Annotated in this window: 21 protein-coding genes; 13 read left to right on the top strand and 8 right to left on the bottom strand. The window is 69.9% G+C overall.

Annotation, left to right across the window (positions count from 1 at the left end):
- Positions 1-205 precede the first annotated feature (205 nt).
- Positions 206-709 (top strand): helix-turn-helix domain-containing protein, encoded by a 504-nt coding sequence (locus tag ACS5PV_RS09315; RefSeq protein WP_455395063.1) that lies wholly within the window; start codon positions 206-208, stop codon positions 707-709.
- A 3-nt stretch (positions 710-712) separates the two neighbouring features.
- Here ACS5PV_RS09315 and ACS5PV_RS09310 read toward each other — a convergent pair whose 3' ends face one another.
- Entirely contained in the window at positions 713-1624 is a 912-nt protein-coding gene (locus ACS5PV_RS09310) for a LysR family transcriptional regulator (RefSeq protein ID WP_455395062.1), read from the bottom strand.
- A 98-nt stretch (positions 1625-1722) separates the two neighbouring features.
- Here ACS5PV_RS09310 and ACS5PV_RS09305 point away from each other — a divergent pair, with 98 nt between their 5' ends.
- A complete protein-coding gene (locus ACS5PV_RS09305; protein ID WP_455395061.1) occupies positions 1723-2478 on the top strand; it encodes an SDR family NAD(P)-dependent oxidoreductase in 756 nt (251 codons plus the stop codon).
- Positions 2479-2538: 60 nt separating this feature from the next.
- On the opposite strand, the gene ACS5PV_RS09300 is transcribed toward ACS5PV_RS09305, so the two are convergent.
- The 7 genes from ACS5PV_RS09300 to ribH all read right to left on the bottom strand — a co-directional run bounded on the left by ACS5PV_RS09300 (position 2539) and on the right by ribH (position 8753).
- Positions 2539-2868 carry a type II toxin-antitoxin system HicB family antitoxin gene (locus ACS5PV_RS09300; RefSeq protein ID WP_455395060.1) on the bottom strand — a complete coding sequence of 110 codons (330 nt, stop codon included), beginning with the start codon at positions 2866-2868 and terminating at the stop codon, positions 2539-2541.
- On the bottom strand, positions 2865-3125 hold the full coding sequence (locus ACS5PV_RS09295) for a type II toxin-antitoxin system HicA family toxin (RefSeq protein WP_455395059.1): 261 nt from the start codon (positions 3123-3125) through the stop codon (positions 2865-2867). Before ACS5PV_RS09295 ends, ACS5PV_RS09300 begins: the two co-directional genes overlap by 4 nt.
- A 77-nt stretch (positions 3126-3202) precedes the next feature.
- A complete protein-coding gene (locus ACS5PV_RS09290; protein WP_455395058.1) occupies positions 3203-3952 on the bottom strand; it encodes a hypothetical protein in 750 nt (249 codons plus the stop codon).
- Positions 3953-4169: 217 nt separating this feature from the next.
- Entirely contained in the window at positions 4170-6317 is a 2148-nt protein-coding gene (locus tag ACS5PV_RS09285) for a sodium-translocating pyrophosphatase (RefSeq protein WP_455395057.1), read from the bottom strand.
- A gap of 220 nt (positions 6318-6537) precedes the next feature.
- Positions 6538-7542: a thiamine-phosphate kinase gene (thiL, locus tag ACS5PV_RS09280; protein WP_455395056.1), complete on the bottom strand. Its 1005-nt coding sequence runs from the start codon at positions 7540-7542 to the stop codon at positions 6538-6540.
- Positions 7543-7738: 196 nt separating this feature from the next.
- A complete protein-coding gene (gene nusB / locus ACS5PV_RS09275) occupies positions 7739-8209 on the bottom strand; it encodes a transcription antitermination factor NusB (RefSeq protein WP_455395055.1) in 471 nt (156 codons plus the stop codon).
- 1 nt (position 8210) lies between these two features.
- On the bottom strand, positions 8211-8753 hold the full coding sequence (gene ribH / locus ACS5PV_RS09270; RefSeq protein WP_455395054.1) for a 6,7-dimethyl-8-ribityllumazine synthase: 543 nt from the start codon (positions 8751-8753) through the stop codon (positions 8211-8213).
- A gap of 281 nt (positions 8754-9034) precedes the next feature.
- On the opposite strand from ribH, the gene ACS5PV_RS09265 reads away from it, so the two are divergent.
- The 11 genes from ACS5PV_RS09265 to hisF all read left to right on the top strand — a co-directional run bounded on the left by ACS5PV_RS09265 (position 9035) and on the right by hisF (position 18606).
- Positions 9035-10339, top strand: coding sequence for an MFS transporter (locus tag ACS5PV_RS09265; protein ID WP_455395053.1), 1305 nt, complete (start codon positions 9035-9037; stop codon positions 10337-10339).
- Between the two features lie 317 nt (positions 10340-10656).
- Positions 10657-11220: a ubiquinol-cytochrome c reductase iron-sulfur subunit gene (petA, locus tag ACS5PV_RS09260; RefSeq protein ID WP_455395052.1), complete on the top strand. Its 564-nt coding sequence runs from the start codon at positions 10657-10659 to the stop codon at positions 11218-11220.
- 41 nt (positions 11221-11261) lie between these two features.
- Positions 11262-12548, top strand: a complete 1287-nt coding sequence (locus ACS5PV_RS09255; protein ID WP_455395051.1) for a cytochrome b — start codon at positions 11262-11264, stop codon at positions 12546-12548.
- A 90-nt stretch (positions 12549-12638) separates the two neighbouring features.
- Positions 12639-13550 (top strand): cytochrome c1, encoded by a 912-nt coding sequence (locus ACS5PV_RS09250; protein ID WP_455395050.1) that lies wholly within the window; start codon positions 12639-12641, stop codon positions 13548-13550.
- Positions 13551-13614: 64 nt separating this feature from the next.
- Positions 13615-14493 carry an S-methyl-5'-thioadenosine phosphorylase gene (locus tag ACS5PV_RS09245; protein WP_455395049.1) on the top strand — a complete coding sequence of 293 codons (879 nt, stop codon included), beginning with the start codon at positions 13615-13617 and terminating at the stop codon, positions 14491-14493.
- Between the two features lie 116 nt (positions 14494-14609).
- A complete protein-coding gene (hisB, locus tag ACS5PV_RS09240) occupies positions 14610-15212 on the top strand; it encodes an imidazoleglycerol-phosphate dehydratase HisB (RefSeq protein WP_455395048.1) in 603 nt (200 codons plus the stop codon).
- A 38-nt stretch (positions 15213-15250) separates the two neighbouring features.
- On the top strand, positions 15251-15742 hold the full coding sequence (locus tag ACS5PV_RS09235) for a DUF2628 domain-containing protein (RefSeq protein ID WP_455395047.1): 492 nt from the start codon (positions 15251-15253) through the stop codon (positions 15740-15742).
- A 64-nt stretch (positions 15743-15806) separates the two neighbouring features.
- Positions 15807-16466 (top strand): imidazole glycerol phosphate synthase subunit HisH, encoded by a 660-nt coding sequence (gene hisH, locus ACS5PV_RS09230; protein ID WP_455395046.1) that lies wholly within the window; start codon positions 15807-15809, stop codon positions 16464-16466.
- A 43-nt stretch (positions 16467-16509) separates the two neighbouring features.
- A complete protein-coding gene (gene hisA / locus ACS5PV_RS09225) occupies positions 16510-17271 on the top strand; it encodes a 1-(5-phosphoribosyl)-5-[(5-phosphoribosylamino)methylideneamino]imidazole-4-carboxamide isomerase (protein WP_455395045.1) in 762 nt (253 codons plus the stop codon).
- 59 nt (positions 17272-17330) lie between these two features.
- On the top strand, positions 17331-17813 hold the full coding sequence (locus tag ACS5PV_RS09220; protein WP_455395044.1) for a DUF29 domain-containing protein: 483 nt from the start codon (positions 17331-17333) through the stop codon (positions 17811-17813).
- A gap of 10 nt (positions 17814-17823) precedes the next feature.
- Positions 17824-18606, top strand: coding sequence for an imidazole glycerol phosphate synthase subunit HisF (hisF, locus tag ACS5PV_RS09215; protein ID WP_455395043.1), 783 nt, complete (start codon positions 17824-17826; stop codon positions 18604-18606).
- Positions 18607-18683: the final 77 nt, after the last annotated feature.

The raw sequence follows: 18683 nt of genomic DNA, 5'->3' as shown, positions 1-18683 counted from the left end.
GACGATGCCTGTGCCGATCCGGTCGGCACGGTCGAAGTCGTCACGCCGACCGGAACGCTGCTCGTGATGGCGGAACCGCGGATCGTGGGGCGGACGTTCTTCGCTGAGCGCATGCACATGCATGGGGTAGGCTTCGGGGCGAACGCGATCGGGCCGGCGGCCTTACGTATGCTGGCAGAGAGTTTCCTGCTGGAGATGGATTGCGATGAACTCATCGTTGAAGGAGCGGTTCGCACGACCGGGGCCAATCCAGGCCATCGACCGCGTCCCCTTCGGTTCACCCGGCGCCCTCGTCCTGCGGACTCATCCGGATCTGACGACAGTTAAAACCGTCTCGGCGGCGCTCTCCCTGTGTCGGCGCGGCGCGTCGATGCTGGAGGCCAAGCGCGCACTGGAGGCGATGCTGGAGGATGGTTGCGCGGCGATCCATCTCCCCAAGGTCGAAGATTCGGCTGTTCTGGCCCAGGAACTGGCTGCCAGCGGCGTGATCGTGACGCCCAACCTTCAGCCGATGGTCGATGTCCGGAGCTTGCGGAGCCAGCTCGGCTTGTCCCTCGATGACTTCTCGCTCCGCTACGGACTCGATCGCGAGACCGTTGCCGACTGGGAGACCGGCCGCGCCATGCCCGATTCGACGGCCCGCAGCTATCTGCGGGTGATCCAGAAGCTTCCGGAGGAAGCACGCAGGGCCGTGGCCGAGGCGAGCTGACCGTCACGCGGTACGGCCCGGGCGGGAGAGCCGCGCGGCGAAGAACTCGGCCAGGGCCTCGACCTTCGCCGGCCGTGCCTGCGCGCTCGGCGTGACGAAGGAAAGCGCGCCGCCCGGCAGGTGCCAGTCCGGCAGCAGCGCCTCCAGGCGTCCGTCGGCGAGGTACTCGGCGGCGATGAAGTCCGGCAGTTCGGCCACGCCGAGCCCGTCGAGCAGCACCGGTATCAGGGCGTCGGCATTGGTCACCCGCAGGGGACCGGCAGGCACGACGCTCGCCTCGGCGCCGGCCGGCCCGGTGAAGCGCCAGACGTCCCGCCGGGCGCGGTAGGCGTAGCCGAGGCAGTGATCCGGCCTCAAATCCTCCGGATGATCCGGCCGGCCGTGGCGCGCCAGGTAAGCGGGCGCCGCCACGACGAGGGCCGCGACTGGCATCAGCCGCCGGGCGACGAGCGCGGAATCCGGTAGGGCGGCGATCCGCAGGCCCGCGTCGAACCCCTCGCCGACGAGATCCACCGTCGCGTCCGAGAGGTGCAGGTCGACGGCGAGTTCCGGGTACAGGCGCAGCAAGTCCGGCAGCAGCGGCGCGACCCAGCGCAGCCCGAACGACATCGGCACCGCGAGCCGCACCGTGCCGCGCGGCCGACGCGACAGCTCGCGCGCCGCGTCCTCCGCCCCTTGCGCCTCGCGAAAGGCCCGGGCGGCGCCCGCCACCACCTGCTCGCCGAGAGCAGTGAGCGCCAGCCGGCGCGAGCTGCGGTTGACGAGCCGCCCGCCGAGCCGCGCCTCCAGCCGGCTCACCGCCCGGGATACGGTAGCGACCGAGACGCCCGCCTCGCGCGCCGCGCCGGCGAACGAGCGCTCCTCCGCGACCTTGGCGAAGAGGGCGAGCCCCTCGAAATCCGGCAGCCTCGACATCGACAGATCTGCAACGATGGTTTGCGACCGTCGCCATATCGCAAGCACTGACGCGGGTCCATGGTCCGGGCCACACACCCGAACGGGAGACATGGATCATGACGAACAGGCTCACCGACAAGGTCGCCGTAGTGACCGGCGGCACCAGCGGCATCGGGCTCGCCACCGCCAGGCTGTTCGCACAGGAAGGCGCCCGGGTCTTCGTCACCGGCCGGCGCCGGGCGGAGCTGGACAAGGCCGTCGCGGCGATCGGCCCCGCGGCCACCGGCGTGCAGGCCGACGCCTCGACGCTCGCCGACCTCGACCGGCTCTACGCGCAGGTGAGGGAGGAGGCCGGCCGCATCGACGTGCTATTCGCCAATGCCGGCGGCGGCTCGATGCTGCCGCTCGGCGAGATCACCGAGGCGCAGTTCGACGACACGTTCGGCCGCAACGTGAAGGGCGTGCTGTTCACGGTGCAGAAAGCGCTGCCGCTGCTCGCGCCCGGCGCCTCGGTGATCCTCACCGGCTCGACCGCGGGCACGGAGGGCACGGAGGCCTTCAGTGTCTACGCCGCCTCGAAGGCGGCGGTACGGGCGCTCGCCCGCAACTGGATCCTCGACCTGAAAGGCCGCGGCATCCGGGTGAACACGCTGAGCCCCGGGGCGACCCGCACGCCCGGCCTCGTCGGCCTCGCCGGCCCGGACGCGGCCCAGCAGCAGGGCCTGCTCGATTTCCTCGCCTCGAAGATCCCGATGGGCCGGGTCGGCGAGGCCGACGAGATCGCCCGGGCGGCCCTGTTCCTCGCCTCGGACGATGCGAGCTTCGTCAACGGCATCGAGCTGTTCGTGGATGGCGGGCAGGCGCAGGTCTGACCGGGCGCTGCGGAGATCCTGGTGGGGCCACCCGGTTCGCCGGGCGGCCTGACCCAACGATCATGCCGTCGCCGCGTCGAGCGTGCGCGCCACCCAGGTTTCCAGACTGATCCCGGCGCGCAGCGCCGCACTCGCCGCCGCTTTGTGAGTCTTGGGATCGACGCGCACCACGAGACGTCCGGAGAACGGCTCTTCCGGTTCCTCTCCCCGGGCGCGGCAAAAATCTACGTAGTCGTCGATGCTCTCGGCGAGAGCCTGCTTCAACTCGTCGACCGACCGGCCCTGAAAGGTAATCACGTCGCGCAGGTTGATGACTTCGCCGTGGAAAAGACCAGCCTCGTCGTCGTACTCGACGACCGCTTGATAAGGCCCATGGTGCATGATGGTCATGGTTCGATACCCGCTTCGAGCAGGAAGCGTCGAACCGATTTCACGGCGCCGCGATCCGTTTCCTTCTGCGGATGCGGCCGATGAAACACGGCACGGACGCCTGACAGAGCGACCCGCACCCGCGATCCTCGACCTTCCTGTACCTCACCGCCGCAGGCGGTGAAGAGAGCTTCGATATCGACCCAATCGATGTTGGCCCGAACCGGGTCGGCGAAGATGGCTTGCAAGGTGGTGCGATGCTTCCCGCTGAGGCTCATATCGTAACCGGCCTTCCAACCACCAACAAGGATCCGCTCTCGAACAGCGACAGGCCCGCCAAGCTAAAAGCGGGGGGCTATCCGGATCCCGGTTGCATCAAGCGCCTGTCCACGAGGAGAGTTCGCCTCTTCGAAGCGCCAGGGTCGGACCGCTTCGGTGTCATGGAAAGGATTGTGACGGTCCAATCGGGGATGCCGAGCAACGGGGCATCCATGACACCGACGAGCACGGTGACGCTTCGGCGCTGGAGTTCGGTGACCGTAGCGAGCACCTGGTCACAGAAATCCCTCCGACGGACTGGTCCTCCGACACCGACGACGTCCGCGCTCATGACATCAGGACCTGTGACCATGGAAGCCAAATCCAGCCATCCGGTCAACTCCTCGACCAGTCCGTCGTAGGTCGACCCGAGTTCTGGGCGGTGGATCAGATAGGCTTGCGTGGCGGCGACCATGCGGACCTGACGACGGGTCTGGAATTCGCGCATCGCGACCGATGCGAGGTGGCCCCAGACCTCGACGAGGTCGTTGATCGCCTGCTCTTTCGAGATCGTCACGCGTAGCTTCGTGAAGGCGCCGGGTTTGTGACCGAATGCCCGCGCGATCCGGTCGAGACTCTCGGAGCCAACTGGCTCGGCGCGCTCGACTCGCTCGATGGTCGAGAGTGAGACTTGCGCGAAGTCGGACAATGTCTCTTTCTTCCATTGCCGGAGTCCTCGACCCATTCGGGTCACCATCGCCACGAGTTCTGTGGCCGGAGCCGCGGCAACGCCAGGCGCGCGCGCCGGCATCGCCGCCACGCGCTCGACGATCTCCTTGGTCTTCACGTCCATCCTCCGTTCGACTTGGGGAAGATGGTCTGGACGATCCGCACAAAGGAGCCCGAAAAACCCTTCAGGATGTCCATGCGGCCGAGGCAGGGCTCTCGCACGGGAGTGACGGAACCGGAAGGTCCCAGGACCGCCGTCGAAAGACGGCGGTCCTGGGTAGTTCTGGGTCGTCCGATGCCGCGCTTCGAAACTCGCCGGGGGCCCGGCTGCAAATTCAGCTATGCGCCAGGATCGCCAGCAGCAGCAGGGCGATGATGTTGGTGATCTTGATCGCCGGGTTCACCGCCGGGCCGGCGGTGTCCTTGTAGGGGTCGCCGACGGTGTCGCCGGTCACCGCGGCCTTGTGGGCGTCGGAGCCCTTGCCGCCGTGGTGGCCGTCCTCGATGAACTTCTTGGCGTTGTCCCAGGCGCCGCCGCCCGAGGTCATCGAGACCGCGACGTAGAGGCCGGTGAGGATCACGCCGAGCAGCATCGCGCCCACCGCCGCGAAGGCTTGGCCCTTGCCGGCGATGGCCTGGATCACGAAGAACAGCACCACCGGCGACAGCACCGGCAGCAGCGAGGGCACCACCATCTCCTTGATCGCCGCCTTGGTCAGCATGTCGACGGCGCGGCCGTAATCGGGCCGCTCGGTCCCCTGCATGATGCCGGGCTTCTCGCGGAACTGGCGGCGAACCTCCTCGACCACCGCGCCCGCCGCGCGGCCGACCGCCGTCATGGCGATGCCGCCGAACAGGTACGGGATCAGGCCGCCGAGCAGGAGGCCGACGACCACGTAGGGGTTCGACAGCGAGAAGTCGACGGTGACGCCCTGGAAGTACCGGTACTGCGTCGCCGAGGCGTTCTTGATGAAGTAGTTCAGGTCCGAGGTGTAGGCGGCAAACAGGACCAGCGCGCCGAGGCCCGCCGAGCCGATGGCGTAGCCCTTGGTGACCGCCTTGGTGGTGTTGCCGACGGCATCGAGCGCGTCGGTGGACTTGCGGACCTCCTTCGGCAGCCCCGCCATCTCGGCGATGCCGCCGGCATTGTCGGTGACCGGCCCGAAGGCGTCGAGGGCGACGACGACGCCGGCGAGCGCCAGCATGGCGGTGACCGCGATGGCGATGCCGAACAGGCCGGCGAGCGAGTAGGTGACGATGATGCCGGCGACGATCACGATCGCCGGGAGCGCGGTCGATTCGAGCGAGATCGCCAGGCCCTGGATCACGTTGGTGCCGTGGCCAGTGACCGAGGATTGGGCGATCGACTTGACCGGCCGGTAGTTCGTGCCGGTGTAGTACTCGGTGATGACGACGATCAGCGCCGTGATGACGAGGCCGGCCACCGCGCAGAGCAGCAGGCTGAGCGAGGTGAAGCTGTCGCCGCCGGCGGTGGTGAAGCGGGTCGAGAAACCGCCGAACATCACCAGGTTGAGGCCGGCGATCGCCGCGATCGAGAGCGCGCCGGCGCCGATCAGCCCCTTGTAGAGCGCCCCCATGATCGACTGGTTCGAACCGAGCCGCACGAAGAACGTGCCGATGATCGAGGTGATGATGCAGGCCGCTCCGATCGCCATCGGGTAGATCAGCATCGTCTCGAGCACGTTGCGCCCCGCCACGTCGGTCTGGCCGGCAAAGAAGATCGCCGCCAGCACCATCGTGGCGACGAGGGTGACGGCATAGGTCTCGAACAGGTCGGCGGCCATGCCGGCGCAGTCGCCGACGTTGTCGCCGACATTGTCCGCGATGGTGGCGGGGTTGCGCGGGTCGTCCTCGGGGATCCCGGCCTCGACCTTGCCGACGAGATCGCCGCCGACATCGGCGCCCTTGGTGAAGATGCCGCCGCCGAGACGGGCGAAGATCGAGATCAGCGAGGCGCCGAAGCCGAGCGCCACCAGCGCGTCGATCACCTCGCGGCTCGACGGGTTCAGGCCGGCGAAGCGGGTGAGGTAGGTGTAGTAGAGCGCCACGCCCAGGAGCGCGAGGCCGGCCACCAGCATGCCGGTGACCGCACCCGACTTGAACGCCACCGACAGGCCGGCGCCGAGCGACTGCGCCGCCGCCTGCGCGGTGCGCACGTTGGCCCGGACCGAGACGTTCATGCCGATGAAGCCGGCGACGCCCGACAGGACCGCGCCGATGAGGAAGCCGACCGCGACCTTGAGGCCGAGGAACCAGGCGAGGAGCACGAACAGCACCACGCCGACGGCCCCGATCGTGGCGTATTGGCGGCGCAGGTAGGCCTGGGCGCCCTCGGCGATCGCGCCGGCGATCTCCTGCATGCGCTGCGTGCCGGCGTCGCGCCGCATGACGTCGTTGATGGTGACGATGCCGTAGGCAACGGCGCAGAGGCCGCCCAGGATGATGAGCAGGAGTGCGGTCATTCTACCGTCCTTGATTGTCGGGCATTCCCGCGACGTCGGACGGCCGAGATGGCGAGCGGCCGTGAACGCGCGACGCGGGCCTCCCTCCCTGTTGAGCGGACCCGCGTGGCGCGGATCCACGCTCACAGTGGTGCCAAACTTCCCATCCGAGCGCAAACGCTCCCAAGCTTCATCCGCCTGAGACTTTCGATGTCGCCCTTTCTCCGTCGTCGGAGCGGGTCTAGAAGTGGCTGAACGATGCGGTGCGGAAGCGGCGCTCGCTGCCGTCGGCGGCGCGGAAGACCGGGGGGGCGCTGCCCTCCGTCACCGTGCCGATCGCGGTGAGCGGCACGCCGGCCCGCGCGGCGGCCTCCTGGAGCGCCGGGACCTCGGCCGGATCGACGGCGCAGAGGATCTCGTAATCGTCGCCCCCGGTGAGCGCGACGTCGAGGAGGTCCGGCTTCACCGCCAGCGCCGCCCGCGCTGCATCGGAGAGCGGGATTGCCGCGATCTCGACCTCGGCGCTGAGGCCGGCGGCCCGCATCATCTTGGCGAGGTCGCCGACGAGCCCGTCCGACACGTCCATCGCCGCCCGGGCATGCGCCCTCAGCGCCGGCGCGAGGGCGAGGCGGGCCTGCGGATGCAGGTAGCGGTCGACCAGGGTGGTGCGGGCCGGGAAGGACAAAGCTTCGCCCCAGGACGTCGCCGGCTTTGCCCGGAGCCGGAGGCCGAGCGCCGCGTCGCCGATGCTGCCCGAGACGAGGAGCCGGTCGCCGGCCCGCGCCGTGCTCCGCCGCACCATGGTGCCGGAGGGCACCTCGCCGAGCGCGGTGATGCCCAGAAGCGTCGGGCCGCCCGCCCGCACGGTGTCGCCGCCCAGCAGCGGGCAGCTCGCGAGAGCCGCGGCCTCGCTCAGGCCCGTGCAGAACTCGGCGAGCCAGGCTTCGTCCCAGGCGTCCGACAGGGCGAGGGTCAGGAGGAAGCCCCGCGGCTCCGCCCCCTTGGCGGCGAGGTCGGACAGGTTCACGCCGAGCGCCTTGCAGGCGATCGAGGCCGGCGGGTCGTCCGGGAAGTAGTGCACGCCGGCCACCACCGCGTCGGTGGTGAGCACCAGGTCGTGGCCCGGGCTCGGGGTCAGCAGGGCGGCGTCGTCGCGCAAGCCCAGCCCGCCGGCGCCGGCGAGCGGCGCGAAGTAGCGGGCGATCAACTCGTCTTCCGTGGGGCGGGGCAGGTCGGGGCGTGCCATCGCGGGGGCGGTCTCACGGCAGGGGACGGGCGGCGGTCAAAACCGCGATCGGCCCGAACCTCGGCCGATAGCTAGAGCGCAGGCCGGCGGACCCGCAATGGCCTAACGCAACAAACGGGAGAATTATCCCAAATTTCCGGAAGGTCCGGCCCTCCGGACCGGCAATGCAGCGGCGCCTCGACCGCCGCCGGAGCCGTCAGCCGGCGCGCGAGCCCTTGCTGAAGTCGTCCGGGCGCACGGCGCGACCGACCTTGTCGAGCACCGCATTGACGAGGCCCGGCTCCTCGCCCTCGTAGAAGCTGTGGGCGACGTCGACGTACTCGGAGATCGCGACCTTCACCGGCACGTCGCGGCGGAACATCACCTCGTAGGCGCCGGCGCGCAGGATCGCGCGGACCACCGCCTCGAGCCGGCGCAGGGGCCAGCCGGCGGCGAGCGCCGCGTCGAGGCGCTGGTCGATCGCCCGCTGCTCGTCGACGGTGCCGCGCAGGAGGTCGCGGAAGAAGGCGGTCTCGGCCGGCGGGTGCTCGACCTCGTCGATCACCTGGCCGATCCAGAACGCCTCGAACTCGGCCAGCGCGTCGATCACGCCCTTGCCGGAAATCTCCATCTCGTAGAGGGCCTGGACCACCGCGAGGCGGGCGCCGCTGCGCTCGGCGGGCTTCATCTCACTCGGTCTCCGGGTTGCGGCGGGGGGTGAAGCCGATGGTGCGGTCCTGGCGGTTCGCGTCCTGCGCCCGGCGCAGCGCCAGCACGGCCAGGGCCGCTTCCGCCGCGCCGCCGCCCTTGTTCATCTCGGCGACCCGGGCGCGGGCCTGCGCCTGGGCCTCGGTCTCGACGGTCAGGATGCCGTTGCCGAGCGGCAGGCGCAGCACGACGGAGAGGTCCATCAGCGCCCGGGCGCTCTCGCCGGCGACGATGTCGTAGTGCCCGGTCTCGCCGCGGATGACGCAGCCGAGCGCCACCACCGCGTCGTAGGGCTTGTGCGCCCGGGCGGCGGCCTCGAGCAGGATCGCGACGGTCTGCGGGATCTCCAGCGCGCCCGGCACGGTGACGACCACCGCCTCGGCCCCGGCCGCGGCGATCGCCGCCGTCGCGCCGGCGAGGAGCTCGTCGGCGATGTCCTCGTAGTAGCGGGCCTCGACGACGAGCACCCGGGCTCCGGGGAGCTGGGGGCGGTCGGCACCGCTGTCTCGGCGTGGCGTGACCATGGCGACTTCTTACATCTCGAACGGGCACCGGCTCGCGCACGGCCGCGGCGCGGCCTCGCTGCGGTGCATCACCGGTGGGGGAGGGGAGCACTAGACCAGAAGAGGGCCCTCCCACAAGGGCTTGGGGCTCCGCAGATCGTCGCTCCTTGCCAAGCGCGGACAATCCGGTCATCCCGGGCACCAGAGCCGGGCCCTCACAACCCGGCCGCAGCGAGACCGTGGCTCCAAGAATTGTGGCCCCGAGATATGGCCCAACGACGACAGGCCGGGAGGACAACGCCGTGACGACCGACATCGAAGCCCGTACCATCAGGCGCATCAGCTGGCGCCTGATCCCGTTCCTGATCGTCTGCTACTTCGTCGCCTATCTCGACCGGGTCAACGTGGGCTTCGCCTCGCTGACCATGAACCGGGATCTCGGCATCTCGGCCACCGCCTACGGGCTCGGCGCCGGGCTGTTCTTCATCACCTACTTCATCTTCGAGGTGCCCTCGAACCTGGCGCTGGAGAAGTTCGGCGCGCGGCGCTGGATCGCCCGCATCATGCTGAGCTGGGGCGTGATCTCCGGCGGCATGGCCTTCATCGGCGGCGAGGCCAGCTTCTACATCATGCGCCTGCTGCTCGGCGCGGCCGAGGCCGGCTTCTTTCCGGGCATCATCTTCTACCTGACCCTGTGGTTCCCGGCGGCCTACCGGGCGCGCATCGTCTCGCTGTTCATGGTGGCGATCCCGCTGTCGAGCGTCATCGGCTCGCCGATCTCCGGCCTGCTGCTCGAACTCGACGGCGTGCTCGGCTTCAAGGGCTGGCAGTGGCTCTACGTGATCGAGGCGCTGCCGGCGATCGTGCTCGCGGTGATGACCTACTTCTATCTCACCGACCGGCCGGCCGACGCCAGGTGGCTCGCGGCGGACGAGCGCGAGTGGCTGGAGCGGACGCTCGCCAACGAGGCCGCCCGCAACCCGCGCCGGGGTCACGTGCCGCTGACCCAGGAGATCCTCAACCCGCGGGTGCTCGCCATCGCGGTGGTGTATTTCGGCGCCGTCGCGCTGCTCTACGCCTTCGGCTTCTTCCTGCCGCAGATCTTCAAGGGCTTCGGGCTCACCAACGCCCAGACCGGCTTCGTGATGATCATCCCCTACGCGGTCGGGACGGTGGGCATGCTGTGGTGGGGCAAGCGGTCGGACGCCAAGCGCGAGCGCCGCTACCACCTCGCCGCGGCGCTCGCCTGCGCCTCGCTCTGCACCATCGGGGCGGCCCTCGTCGGCGATCCGGTTCTGAAGGTGGTGCTGTTCTCGGGCGCGGCGCTCGGCATCTTCGGGGCGCTGCCCATCACCTGGACGCTGCCGACCGAGACCCTGTCGGGGGCGGCGGCCGCCGGCGCCATCGCGGTGGTGAACTCGATCGGCAACCTGTCGGGCTTCGTCGCCCCCTACGCCGTCGGCGCGATCAAGGACTGGACCGGCAGCTTCACCGGCGGCCTCCTCCTGATCGCCTGCGCGGGCATCGTCGGCATGATCACCGTGCTGCGCCTGAGCCATAGCAGCGCAGCCGCGGGCCCCGGCCGCGTCGGCGCACCCGCCGAGTAGCGCGTCCGCGAGGTACCGGGACGGCCCGGGGGGGTCGTCCCGGTGCGCCGCAACACACTCGCGGGAAATCTGGAATTCCTCCGGATCGGGGCGCCTTTTCGCCCTTTATTCCGAGGCTTGACCGTGCAACAGAGCTAGCCGCGCGGCGACGCCCGGTCGCATTGCCGCCACGAGTGGGGAGGTGCTTCGGTCCGGCAGGACCGGGGTCCGAAAAACCCCGCCGACCCTTCCCGCGGGCCTCGACGCCTTGTGAAGAAGATTCGGGCGCCGCGCGAGCGGCGGCCCGCGCCGTCAACGATTTTCGGGAGAGCCGGAACTTGGCCACCACCGTCGCCCCATCCGACGCCGCGCATCCCCACGGGTCGACCCGCCGGGACTTCCTGTTCCTCGCCACCGGCGCGGGCGCCGTGGTCGGTGCCGCGGCCCTGGCCTGGCCGTTCGTCGCCTCGATGGCTCCCGATGCCGAGACGATCGCCGCCGGCGCGCCCATCGACGTCGACCTCACGCCGATCGCCGACGGCCAGATCGTCAACGTGTTCTGGCGCGGCAAGCTGATCTTCGTGCGCCACCTCACCGAGAAGGAGGTCGCCGACATGAAGGCGGTCGCCCCGGCGAGCATGATCGACCCGGCGCCGTTCCTCGGCCGCGTCAAGGACGGCCACGAGCGCTGGCTCGTGACCTACGGCAACTGCACCCATCTCGGCTGCGTGCCGATCGCCAACGCCAACGGCCACGAGGGCTGGGGCTGCCCCTGCCACGGCTCGCAGTTCGACGCGGTGGGCCGCGTGACCCGCGGCCCCGCCCCGATCAACCTGCCGATCCCGCCCTACGCCTTCCAGGGCGACACCAAGGTCCGCATCGGCGAAGGCGCCACCGCCTAGAATCCGCCGATCGTGAAGCAACGCCAGACGCGGGCTGCCCCATGAGCGCACACGCCACAACCTACGTTCCCAAGAGCCGCTTCGCGAAGTGGTTCGAGGCCCGGCTGCCGATCGCAGGCCTGGTCCATTCCTCGTTCATCGCCTTCCCGGTGCCGCGCAACCTGAACTACTTCTGGACGTTCGGCGCTATCCTGATCGCGATGCTGGGCTCACAGATCATCACCGGCGTCTGGCTGGCGATGCACTACCAGCCCTCGGCCACCGAGGCGTTCAACTCCGTCGAGCACATCATGCGCGACGTGAACTACGGCTGGCTGCTGCGCTACATGCACGCCAACGGCGCCTCGATGTTCTTCATCGCGGTGTACGCGCACATGTTCCGCAACCTCTATTACGGGTCGTACAAGGCCCCACGCGAGGTGCTCTACATCCTCGGCGTCATCATCTACCTCCTGATGATGGCGACCGCGTTCCTCGGCTACACCCTGCCGTGGGGCCAGATGTCGTTCTGGGGCGCCACTGTCATCACCAACATCCTGGCGGCGATCCCGGTCGTCGGCGACACGATCCAGAGCCTGCTCTGGGGCGGCTACTCGGTCGGCAACCCGACCATCAACCGCTTCTTCTCGCTGCACTACCTCCTGCCGTTCATGATCGCCGGCGTCGTCGTCTTGCACGTCTGGGCGCTGCACGTCACCGGCCAGAACAACCCGACCGGCATCCCGATCAAGTCGGGCAAAGACGCGGTGCCCTTCACCCCCTACGCGACCATCAAGGACGTGTTCGCGGTGGTGGTGTTCTTCGCCTTCTTCGCCTACTGGATCTTCCTGCAGCCGAACTACCTCGGCCACGCTGACAACTACATCCCGGCGAACCCCGCCGTGACGCCGGCGCACATCGTGCCCGAGTGGTACTTCCTGCCCTTCTACGCGATCCTGCGCGCGGTGCCGGACAAGCTCGGCGGCGTGATCCTGATGTTCGGCGCGGTGATCATCCTGGCGCTGGCGCCGTGGCTCGACACCTCGCGGGTGCGCTCGGCCAACTACCGGCCGATCTACCGCCAGTTCTTCTGGGTCTTCATCTTCTGCTGCTTCCTGCTCGGCTGGCTCGGCTCGAAGCCCCCGGAGGGCGGCTACGTGCTCGCCTCGCGCATCGCCACCTTCTACTACTTCGCCCACTTCCTGATCGTGATGCCGCTGGTCGGCCTCTTCGAGACGCCGAAGCCCCTGCCGGGCTCGATCCTCGAGAGCGTCACCGGCCCGGGCAAGCAGGTCGGCTCCTCCGGCATGCCGGCCGGCGCAGCCGCTGCGCCTCCGACCAAGGGCTGAGACAGGCCCCGGGCGGGCGGGTGCTCCACGCATCCGCCCGCGCCACATCGCGATGAAGCACTAACGACGCCGCAAGGGGCATCGAGGGGAATGATCAGAAAACGCGCTCTCGGGACACGCGCCCTCCTGGCCGCCGCGCTCGCCACGTTCCTGTCGGCCGGCGCTGCCTCGGCCGAGGAGCACGGCCCGCTGCCGACCCGCGAGAAGTGGACCTTCTCCGGGATGTTCGGCACCTTCGACCAGGCGCAGCTGCAGCGCGGCTTCCAGGTCTACCGCGAGGTCTGCTCGAACTGCCACAGCCTGAACTACATCCGCTTTCGCAACCTGGAGCAGGAGGGCGGTCCCGACTTCTCTGCCGCCCAGGTCAAGGCGCTGGCGGCCGAGTACAAGGTCAAGGACGGCCCGAACGATTCCGGCGACATGTTCGAGCGGCCCGGCCGCCCGGCGGACAAGATCCCGGCGCCGTTCCCGAACGAGCAGGCCGCGGCCTCCGCCAACGGCGGCAAGGCGCCGCCGGACCTGTCGCTGATGGCCAAGGCCCGCACCTTCGCCCGGGGCGGCCTGTGGTTCATCATCGATTGGCTGCCCTTCATCGGCTACACCGAGCAGGGCCCCGACTACATCCACGCCCTCCTCAACGGCTACAAGGACGAGGTGCCCAAGGGCGTGACCGTGCCGGACGGCGGTCACTACAACGAGTACTATCCGGGCCACGTCATCGCGATGCCCAAGCCCCTCAGCGACGGTCAGGTGACCTACGCCAAGGGCGCGAACGGCCAGCCGGTGGCACCCGAGACGATCGACCAGTACTCGCGCGACGTGACCGCGTTCCTGATGTGGACGGCCGAGCCCCACCTGCTCGCGCGCAAGTCGCTGGGCCTGCGGGCGATCCTGTTCCTGCTCGTGCTGGCCGGCCTGCTCTACTACGTGAAGAAGAAGATCTGGGCCGACGTCGGCGGCGAGACGCACGGGCTGCAGCCCGAGCTGCACAAGACCAGCTGACGCAGAGCCTGCAACCCTTCCAGAGGCCCCGCGAGGGGCCTCTTTTCGTTACAGGAGAACCCTGATGGTCAAGGCCGTGCTCGGAGTGATCGGTGGGTCGGGCGTCTACGACCTGCCCGGGCTGGAGGACGTGCGCGAGGAGGCGGTCACCTCGCCCTGGGGCGAGCCCTCGGACGCGTTGCGCATCGGCCGGATCGGCGGGACGCCGGTGGTGTTCCTGGCCCGCCACGGCCGCGGCCACCGGCTCTCGCCGTCCGGCATCGACTATCGCGCCAACATCGACGTGATGAAGCGCGCCGGCGTCACCGACATCGTGGCGCTCTCGGCCTGCGGCTCGTTCCGGCAGGAGCTCTATCCGGGCCTGTTCGTCCTCGTCGACCAGTTCGTCGACCGCACGGTCGGGCGGACCTCGTCGTTCTTCGGCAACGGCTGCGTCGCCCACGTCTCGATGGCCCATCCGGTCGGTCCCGGCCTCCAGGCCCGCATCCTGGCGGCGGCCGAGGCCGAGGAGATCGCGGTGAAGAAGGGCGGCACCTACGTCTGCATGGAGGGGCCGCAATTCTCGTCCTACGCCGAGTCGCTCAATTACAAGGCGCAGGGCTACGACGTGATCGGCATGACCAACATGCCGGAGGCCAAGCTCGCCCGCGAGGCCGAGATCACCTACGCGACGATCGCCATGGTGACCGACTTCGATTGCTGGCATCCGGAGCACGACGCCGTCGACGTGGCGTCCGTGGTGGCGGTGGCGCGCGCCAACGCCTCGAAGGCCGCGCGCCTGGTGAGCCGTCTCGCCCGCGATTTCCCGGCCGAGCGCGAGCCCTGCCCGGCGCGCTCCGACCGGGCGCTCGACGGGGCGATCATGACTGCGCCGACCCACCGCGATCCTGCGCTCATGGCCAAGCTCGACGCGGTCTGCGCGCGGGTGCTGGCTGAGGTGTGAGCCTCGTCGTCCCAGGGTCGAACGGGGAAAGGCGTAAAACCCGCATCCCCCCTGGCGTTTCCGCGGGCTGCCTTTTAACAAGGCAGCCCGTTTCCGTTGGCGATACTCCTCTTCCGATGACCGAGACCACCCTCCGCGCCGGCCACGTCGACCGCCGCACTGCCGAGACCGACGTCAGCGTCGCGCTCACCCTCGACGGCACCGGCAAGGCCAGCATCGCGACGGGGGTCGGCTTTCTCGACCACATGCTGGAGCTCTTGGCCCGCCACGCCCTGTTCGACCTGGAGGTCAAGGTGACGGGCGACCTCCACGTCGACCAGCACCACACCACCGAGGATTGCGGCATCGCGCTCGGCCAGGCCTTCGCCCAGGCGCTGGGCGACAAGCGCGGCATCCGCCGCTACGCCGACCTGCACCTGCCCATGGACGAGGCACTGACCCGGGTCGCCGTCGACATCTCGGGCCGTCCGTTCCTGGTGTTCCGCACGCAGTTCGCCCGCGAGAAGATCGGCGTCTTCGACACCGAGCTGGTGCGCGAGTGGTTCCAGGCCTTCGCGATGAATGCCGGGATCACCCTGCACGTCGAGACCCTGTACGGCGACAACCAGCACCACATCGCCGAGAGCTGCTACAAGGGACTGGCACGTGCCTTGCGGCACGCCGTCGAGGTCGATCCCCGCGAGGGCGGCCGGGTGCCATCGACCAAAGGCTCGCTCTAGAGCCCTTCGCCGCAACGACGGATCCCGGGGGGAACCGGATGACCACCTACACCCTGCACGTGCCCGACGAGGTCGATCCCGGCGAGCCGGAGGCGCTCGACCGCGCCAAGCTGGTGCCGGACGCCTTCGTGTGGCCGGCCTTCTGGTTCTCGGCGCTGTGGTTCTTCTGGCACCGGCTCTGGCTTGCCGGCCTCGCCGTGCTGGCGGCCGAGATCGTGGTCTGGCTCGCCGGTCTCGCCCTGGGGTTGAATCCGGTGGCCGGCTTCGCGATCGCGCTGCTCCTGTCCTGGCTCGTCGGGCTCGAGGCCTCGTCGCTGCGGCGCTGGACCTATGCCCGCACCGGCCGCCCGATCCGCGACGCGGTGACCGCCTCGGATGCCGCGGAGGCCGAGGTGAAGTTCGTCGCCCGCTGGCTGCGGGAGGAGGGCGCGCGGATCGCGACCCCCGTCGCCCGGCCGGCGACCCCGGCCAGCACCCGCGCCGAGAGCCCGGCCCTCGGCCTGTTCCCGGAGGCGCACGGATCCCGGTGAGTGCCGCAACCACCCCATCGAGCGCCCTGTTGACCGACGTCACCGCGACCTGGGAGGATCTCCGTTGAGCGCGGACACCGTCGCCATCATCGATTACGGTTCGGGCAACCTGCACTCGGCCGCCAAGGCCTTCGAGCGCGCCGCCCGCGAGACCGGGACCGGCGCCCGCATCGTCGTCACCTCCGACCCCGAGACCGTGGCTGCGGCCGACCGGGTCGTGCTGCCGGGCGTCGGCGCCTACGCCGATTGCCGGCGCGGGCTCGACGCGGTCTCCGGCATGGTCGAGGCGATGACCGAGGCGGCGCATGCCCGCGGCCGGCCGTTCCTCGGCATCTGCGTCGGCATGCAGCTCCTGGCGAGCCGCGGCCTCGAATACGAGATCACCCCCGGCCTCGGCTGGATCCCGGGCGATGTCGCGCCGATCACGCCCTCCGATCCGGGCCTGAAGGTGCCGCATATGGGCTGGAACACGCTCCAGGAGCGCTCGGCCCACCCGCTCCTCGACGGCATCCCGACCGGGGCGGACGGGCTGCACGCCTATTTCGTGCACAGCTACGCACTGGCGGCGGCCGAGCCCGGCGACGTCGTGGCGACCGCCGATTACGGCGGCGCGGTCACCGCGATGGTCGCACGCGGCACCATCGCGGGCACCCAGTTCCACCCCGAGAAGAGCCAGACCCTCGGCCTGCGGCTGATCGGCAACTTCCTGCGCTGGCGGCCCTGACGCCACGGCGCTTCCACATCCTCAAGCCTTGCGGTGACGACGCGTGATCCTGTTTCCGGCCATCGATCTCAAGGAAGGGCGCTGCGTCCGCCTCGTGCAGGGCGACATGGCGCAGGCCATCGTGTTCAGCGACGATCCGGCGGCGCAAGCCGGGACGTTCCAGGAGCAGGGTTTCTCCTGGCTCCACGTGGTCGACCTCGACGGCGCCTTCGCGGGTGCCCCGATGAACGCCGCAGCGGTCGACGCGATCCTCGCCGCGGTCACGATCCCGGTGCAGCTCGGCGGCGGAATTCGCGAGATGCGCACCGTGGAGGGCTGGCTCGCCAAGGGCGTGAGCCGGGTCATCATCGGCACCGCGGCCGTGAAGGACCCGACCTTCGTGCGCGAGGCGGCGCGCCGCTTCCCCGGCAAGATCGCCGTCGGCATCGACGCCAAGGACGGGCGGGTCGCGGTCGAGGGCTGGGCCAAGACCTCGACGGTGACGGCGGAGGAGCTCGGCCGCCGCTTCGAGGATGCCGGGGTCGCGGCGATCATCTACACCGACATCGCCCGCGACGGCATCCTCAAGGGCCTCAACATCCCGATGACCTTGGGCCTCGCCCAGGCGGTGAAGATCCCGGTGATCGCCTCCGGGGGGCTGGCCTCGATCGAGGACGTGCACCGCATCCTGGAGCCCGACTGTGCGGGGCTCGCCGGCGCCATCACGGGACGGGCTCTCTACGACGGCCGGATCGACCCGAAGGAGGCGCTAGCCGCCATCGCGCGGGCGAAGGCCGCGCAGGGCGGGAGCCAGCCGACGGCTTGAGGCGGGCGAGGTCGCCGCGTGATAGGATCGCGGCGGCTTGATCCAGAGGCGTGAGACACGTGACCGCGGCGACCACAGAGCCCCGCTCCGACGACGTCCAGGCCCGCACGGCCTACGCGGACGATCTCTATGGCTGGGCGATGGAGCAGGCGGCGGCGCTGCGCGCCGGGCACTTCTCGGCCCTCGACCGTGAGAACCTGGCCGAGGAAATCGAGAGCCTGGGCCGGTCCGAGTTCAACGCCCTGGTCGAGGCTTGGCGGTCGGTGCTGCTGCACGTGCTGAAGGTCGATTACCAGCCCGAAGGCAGGCTGCGGGACTGGGCCCTGACGATCCAAGGCCAGCGCATCCAGGCCGCCGACCTCCTGGCCGACAGTCCTGGCCTGACGCTTCGCCTCGAAGAGGCGTTGGCCCGCGTCTATCGTGGCGCCCGCCTCGACGCCTCGCGGGAGACCGGTCTGCCGCTGCGAACCTTTCCCGAGACATGCCCCTACACGCGCGACGCCATGCTCACGCGCGAATTTCCCGTCGACTCGAACTCCTGAAACGGCGCCCGTGCTCAAGACCCGCATCATCCCCTGCCTCGACGTCAAGGACGGCCGCGTCGTCAAGGGCGTGCAGTTCCTCGAACTGCGCGACGCCGGCGACCCGGTCGAGGCCGCCAAGGCCTACGACCGCGCCGGGGCCGACGAGCTCTGCTTCCTCGACATCACGGCGAGCCACGAGGACCGGGGCATCCTCCTCGACGCGGTGAGCCGCACGGCGGAGGCCTGCTTCATGCCCCTCACCGTCGGCGGCGGGGTGCGCAAGGTCGAGGACATCCGCACGCTGCTGCTCGCCGGGGCCGACAAGGTCTCGATCAACACCGCGGCGGTGAACGACCTGGAGCTGGTGGCGCGGGCGGCGGAAAAATTCGGCGCCCAGTGCATCGTCGTGGCGATCGACGCCAAGCGCGTCTCGAGCGAGGGCGAGCCGCCCCGCTGGGAGATCTTCACCCATGGCGGCCGCAAGCCCACCGGGATCGACGCGATCAATTTCGCCCGCCTCGTGGCGGAGAAGGGGGCCGGCGAGCTGCTGGTCACCTCGATGGACCGCGACGGCATGCGTTCGGGCTACGACATCGGCCTGACCCGGGCGATCAGCGACGCGGTGCACGTGCCGGTGATCGCGTCCGGCGGCGTCGGCGGCCTCGACGACCTCGTGGCCGGCGTGCGGGACGGCGGGGCGAGCGCGGTGCTCGCCGCCTCGATCTTCCATTTCGGCCAGCACACCGTGGCTGAGGCCAAGGCCCACATGGCGGCGGCGGGCCTCGCCATGCGGCTCGATCCGACGCCCTGACCTCTTCCGCAAACACCGCGGGGCAGGGTGCGGGAAGGCGCTTGACCGCCCGGCTCGGCCGGCCCCAGGGTTTACCC

It is taken from the genome of Methylobacterium sp. Gmos1 (genome assembly GCF_053764715.1).
Note: the sequence above shows the minus strand (reverse complement) of the source record. Positions and strands in the feature narration are given on the sequence as shown.

What these genes read in the sequence shown, in the direction of transcription:
- ACS5PV_RS09235 (WP_455395047.1), top strand. Translation starts at nt 15,251, where the DNA reads ATGACCACCTACACCCTGCACGTGCCCGACGAGGTCGATCCCGGCGAG.
- ribH (WP_455395054.1), bottom strand. Translation starts at nt 8,753, where the DNA reads ATGGTCACGCCACGCCGAGACAGCGGTGCCGACCGCCCCCAGCTCCCC.
- ACS5PV_RS09255 (WP_455395051.1), top strand. Translation starts at nt 11,262, where the DNA reads ATGAGCGCACACGCCACAACCTACGTTCCCAAGAGCCGCTTCGCGAAG.
- ACS5PV_RS09300 (WP_455395060.1), bottom strand. Translation starts at nt 2,868, where the DNA reads ATGACCATCATGCACCATGGGCCTTATCAAGCGGTCGTCGAGTACGAC.
- ACS5PV_RS09305 (WP_455395061.1), top strand. Translation starts at nt 1,723, where the DNA reads ATGACGAACAGGCTCACCGACAAGGTCGCCGTAGTGACCGGCGGCACC.
- nusB (WP_455395055.1), bottom strand. Translation starts at nt 8,209, where the DNA reads ATGAAGCCCGCCGAGCGCAGCGGCGCCCGCCTCGCGGTGGTCCAGGCC.
- ACS5PV_RS09245 (WP_455395049.1), top strand. Translation starts at nt 13,615, where the DNA reads ATGGTCAAGGCCGTGCTCGGAGTGATCGGTGGGTCGGGCGTCTACGAC.
- ACS5PV_RS09315 (WP_455395063.1), top strand. Translation starts at nt 206, where the DNA reads ATGAACTCATCGTTGAAGGAGCGGTTCGCACGACCGGGGCCAATCCAG.
- ACS5PV_RS09295 (WP_455395059.1), bottom strand. Translation starts at nt 3,125, where the DNA reads ATGAGCCTCAGCGGGAAGCATCGCACCACCTTGCAAGCCATCTTCGCC.
- thiL (WP_455395056.1), bottom strand. Translation starts at nt 7,542, where the DNA reads ATGGCACGCCCCGACCTGCCCCGCCCCACGGAAGACGAGTTGATCGCC.
- hisB (WP_455395048.1), top strand. Translation starts at nt 14,610, where the DNA reads ATGACCGAGACCACCCTCCGCGCCGGCCACGTCGACCGCCGCACTGCC.
- ACS5PV_RS09310 (WP_455395062.1), bottom strand. Translation starts at nt 1,624, where the DNA reads ATGTCGAGGCTGCCGGATTTCGAGGGGCTCGCCCTCTTCGCCAAGGTC.
- ACS5PV_RS09285 (WP_455395057.1), bottom strand. Translation starts at nt 6,317, where the DNA reads ATGACCGCACTCCTGCTCATCATCCTGGGCGGCCTCTGCGCCGTTGCC.
- ACS5PV_RS09250 (WP_455395050.1), top strand. Translation starts at nt 12,639, where the DNA reads ATGATCAGAAAACGCGCTCTCGGGACACGCGCCCTCCTGGCCGCCGCG.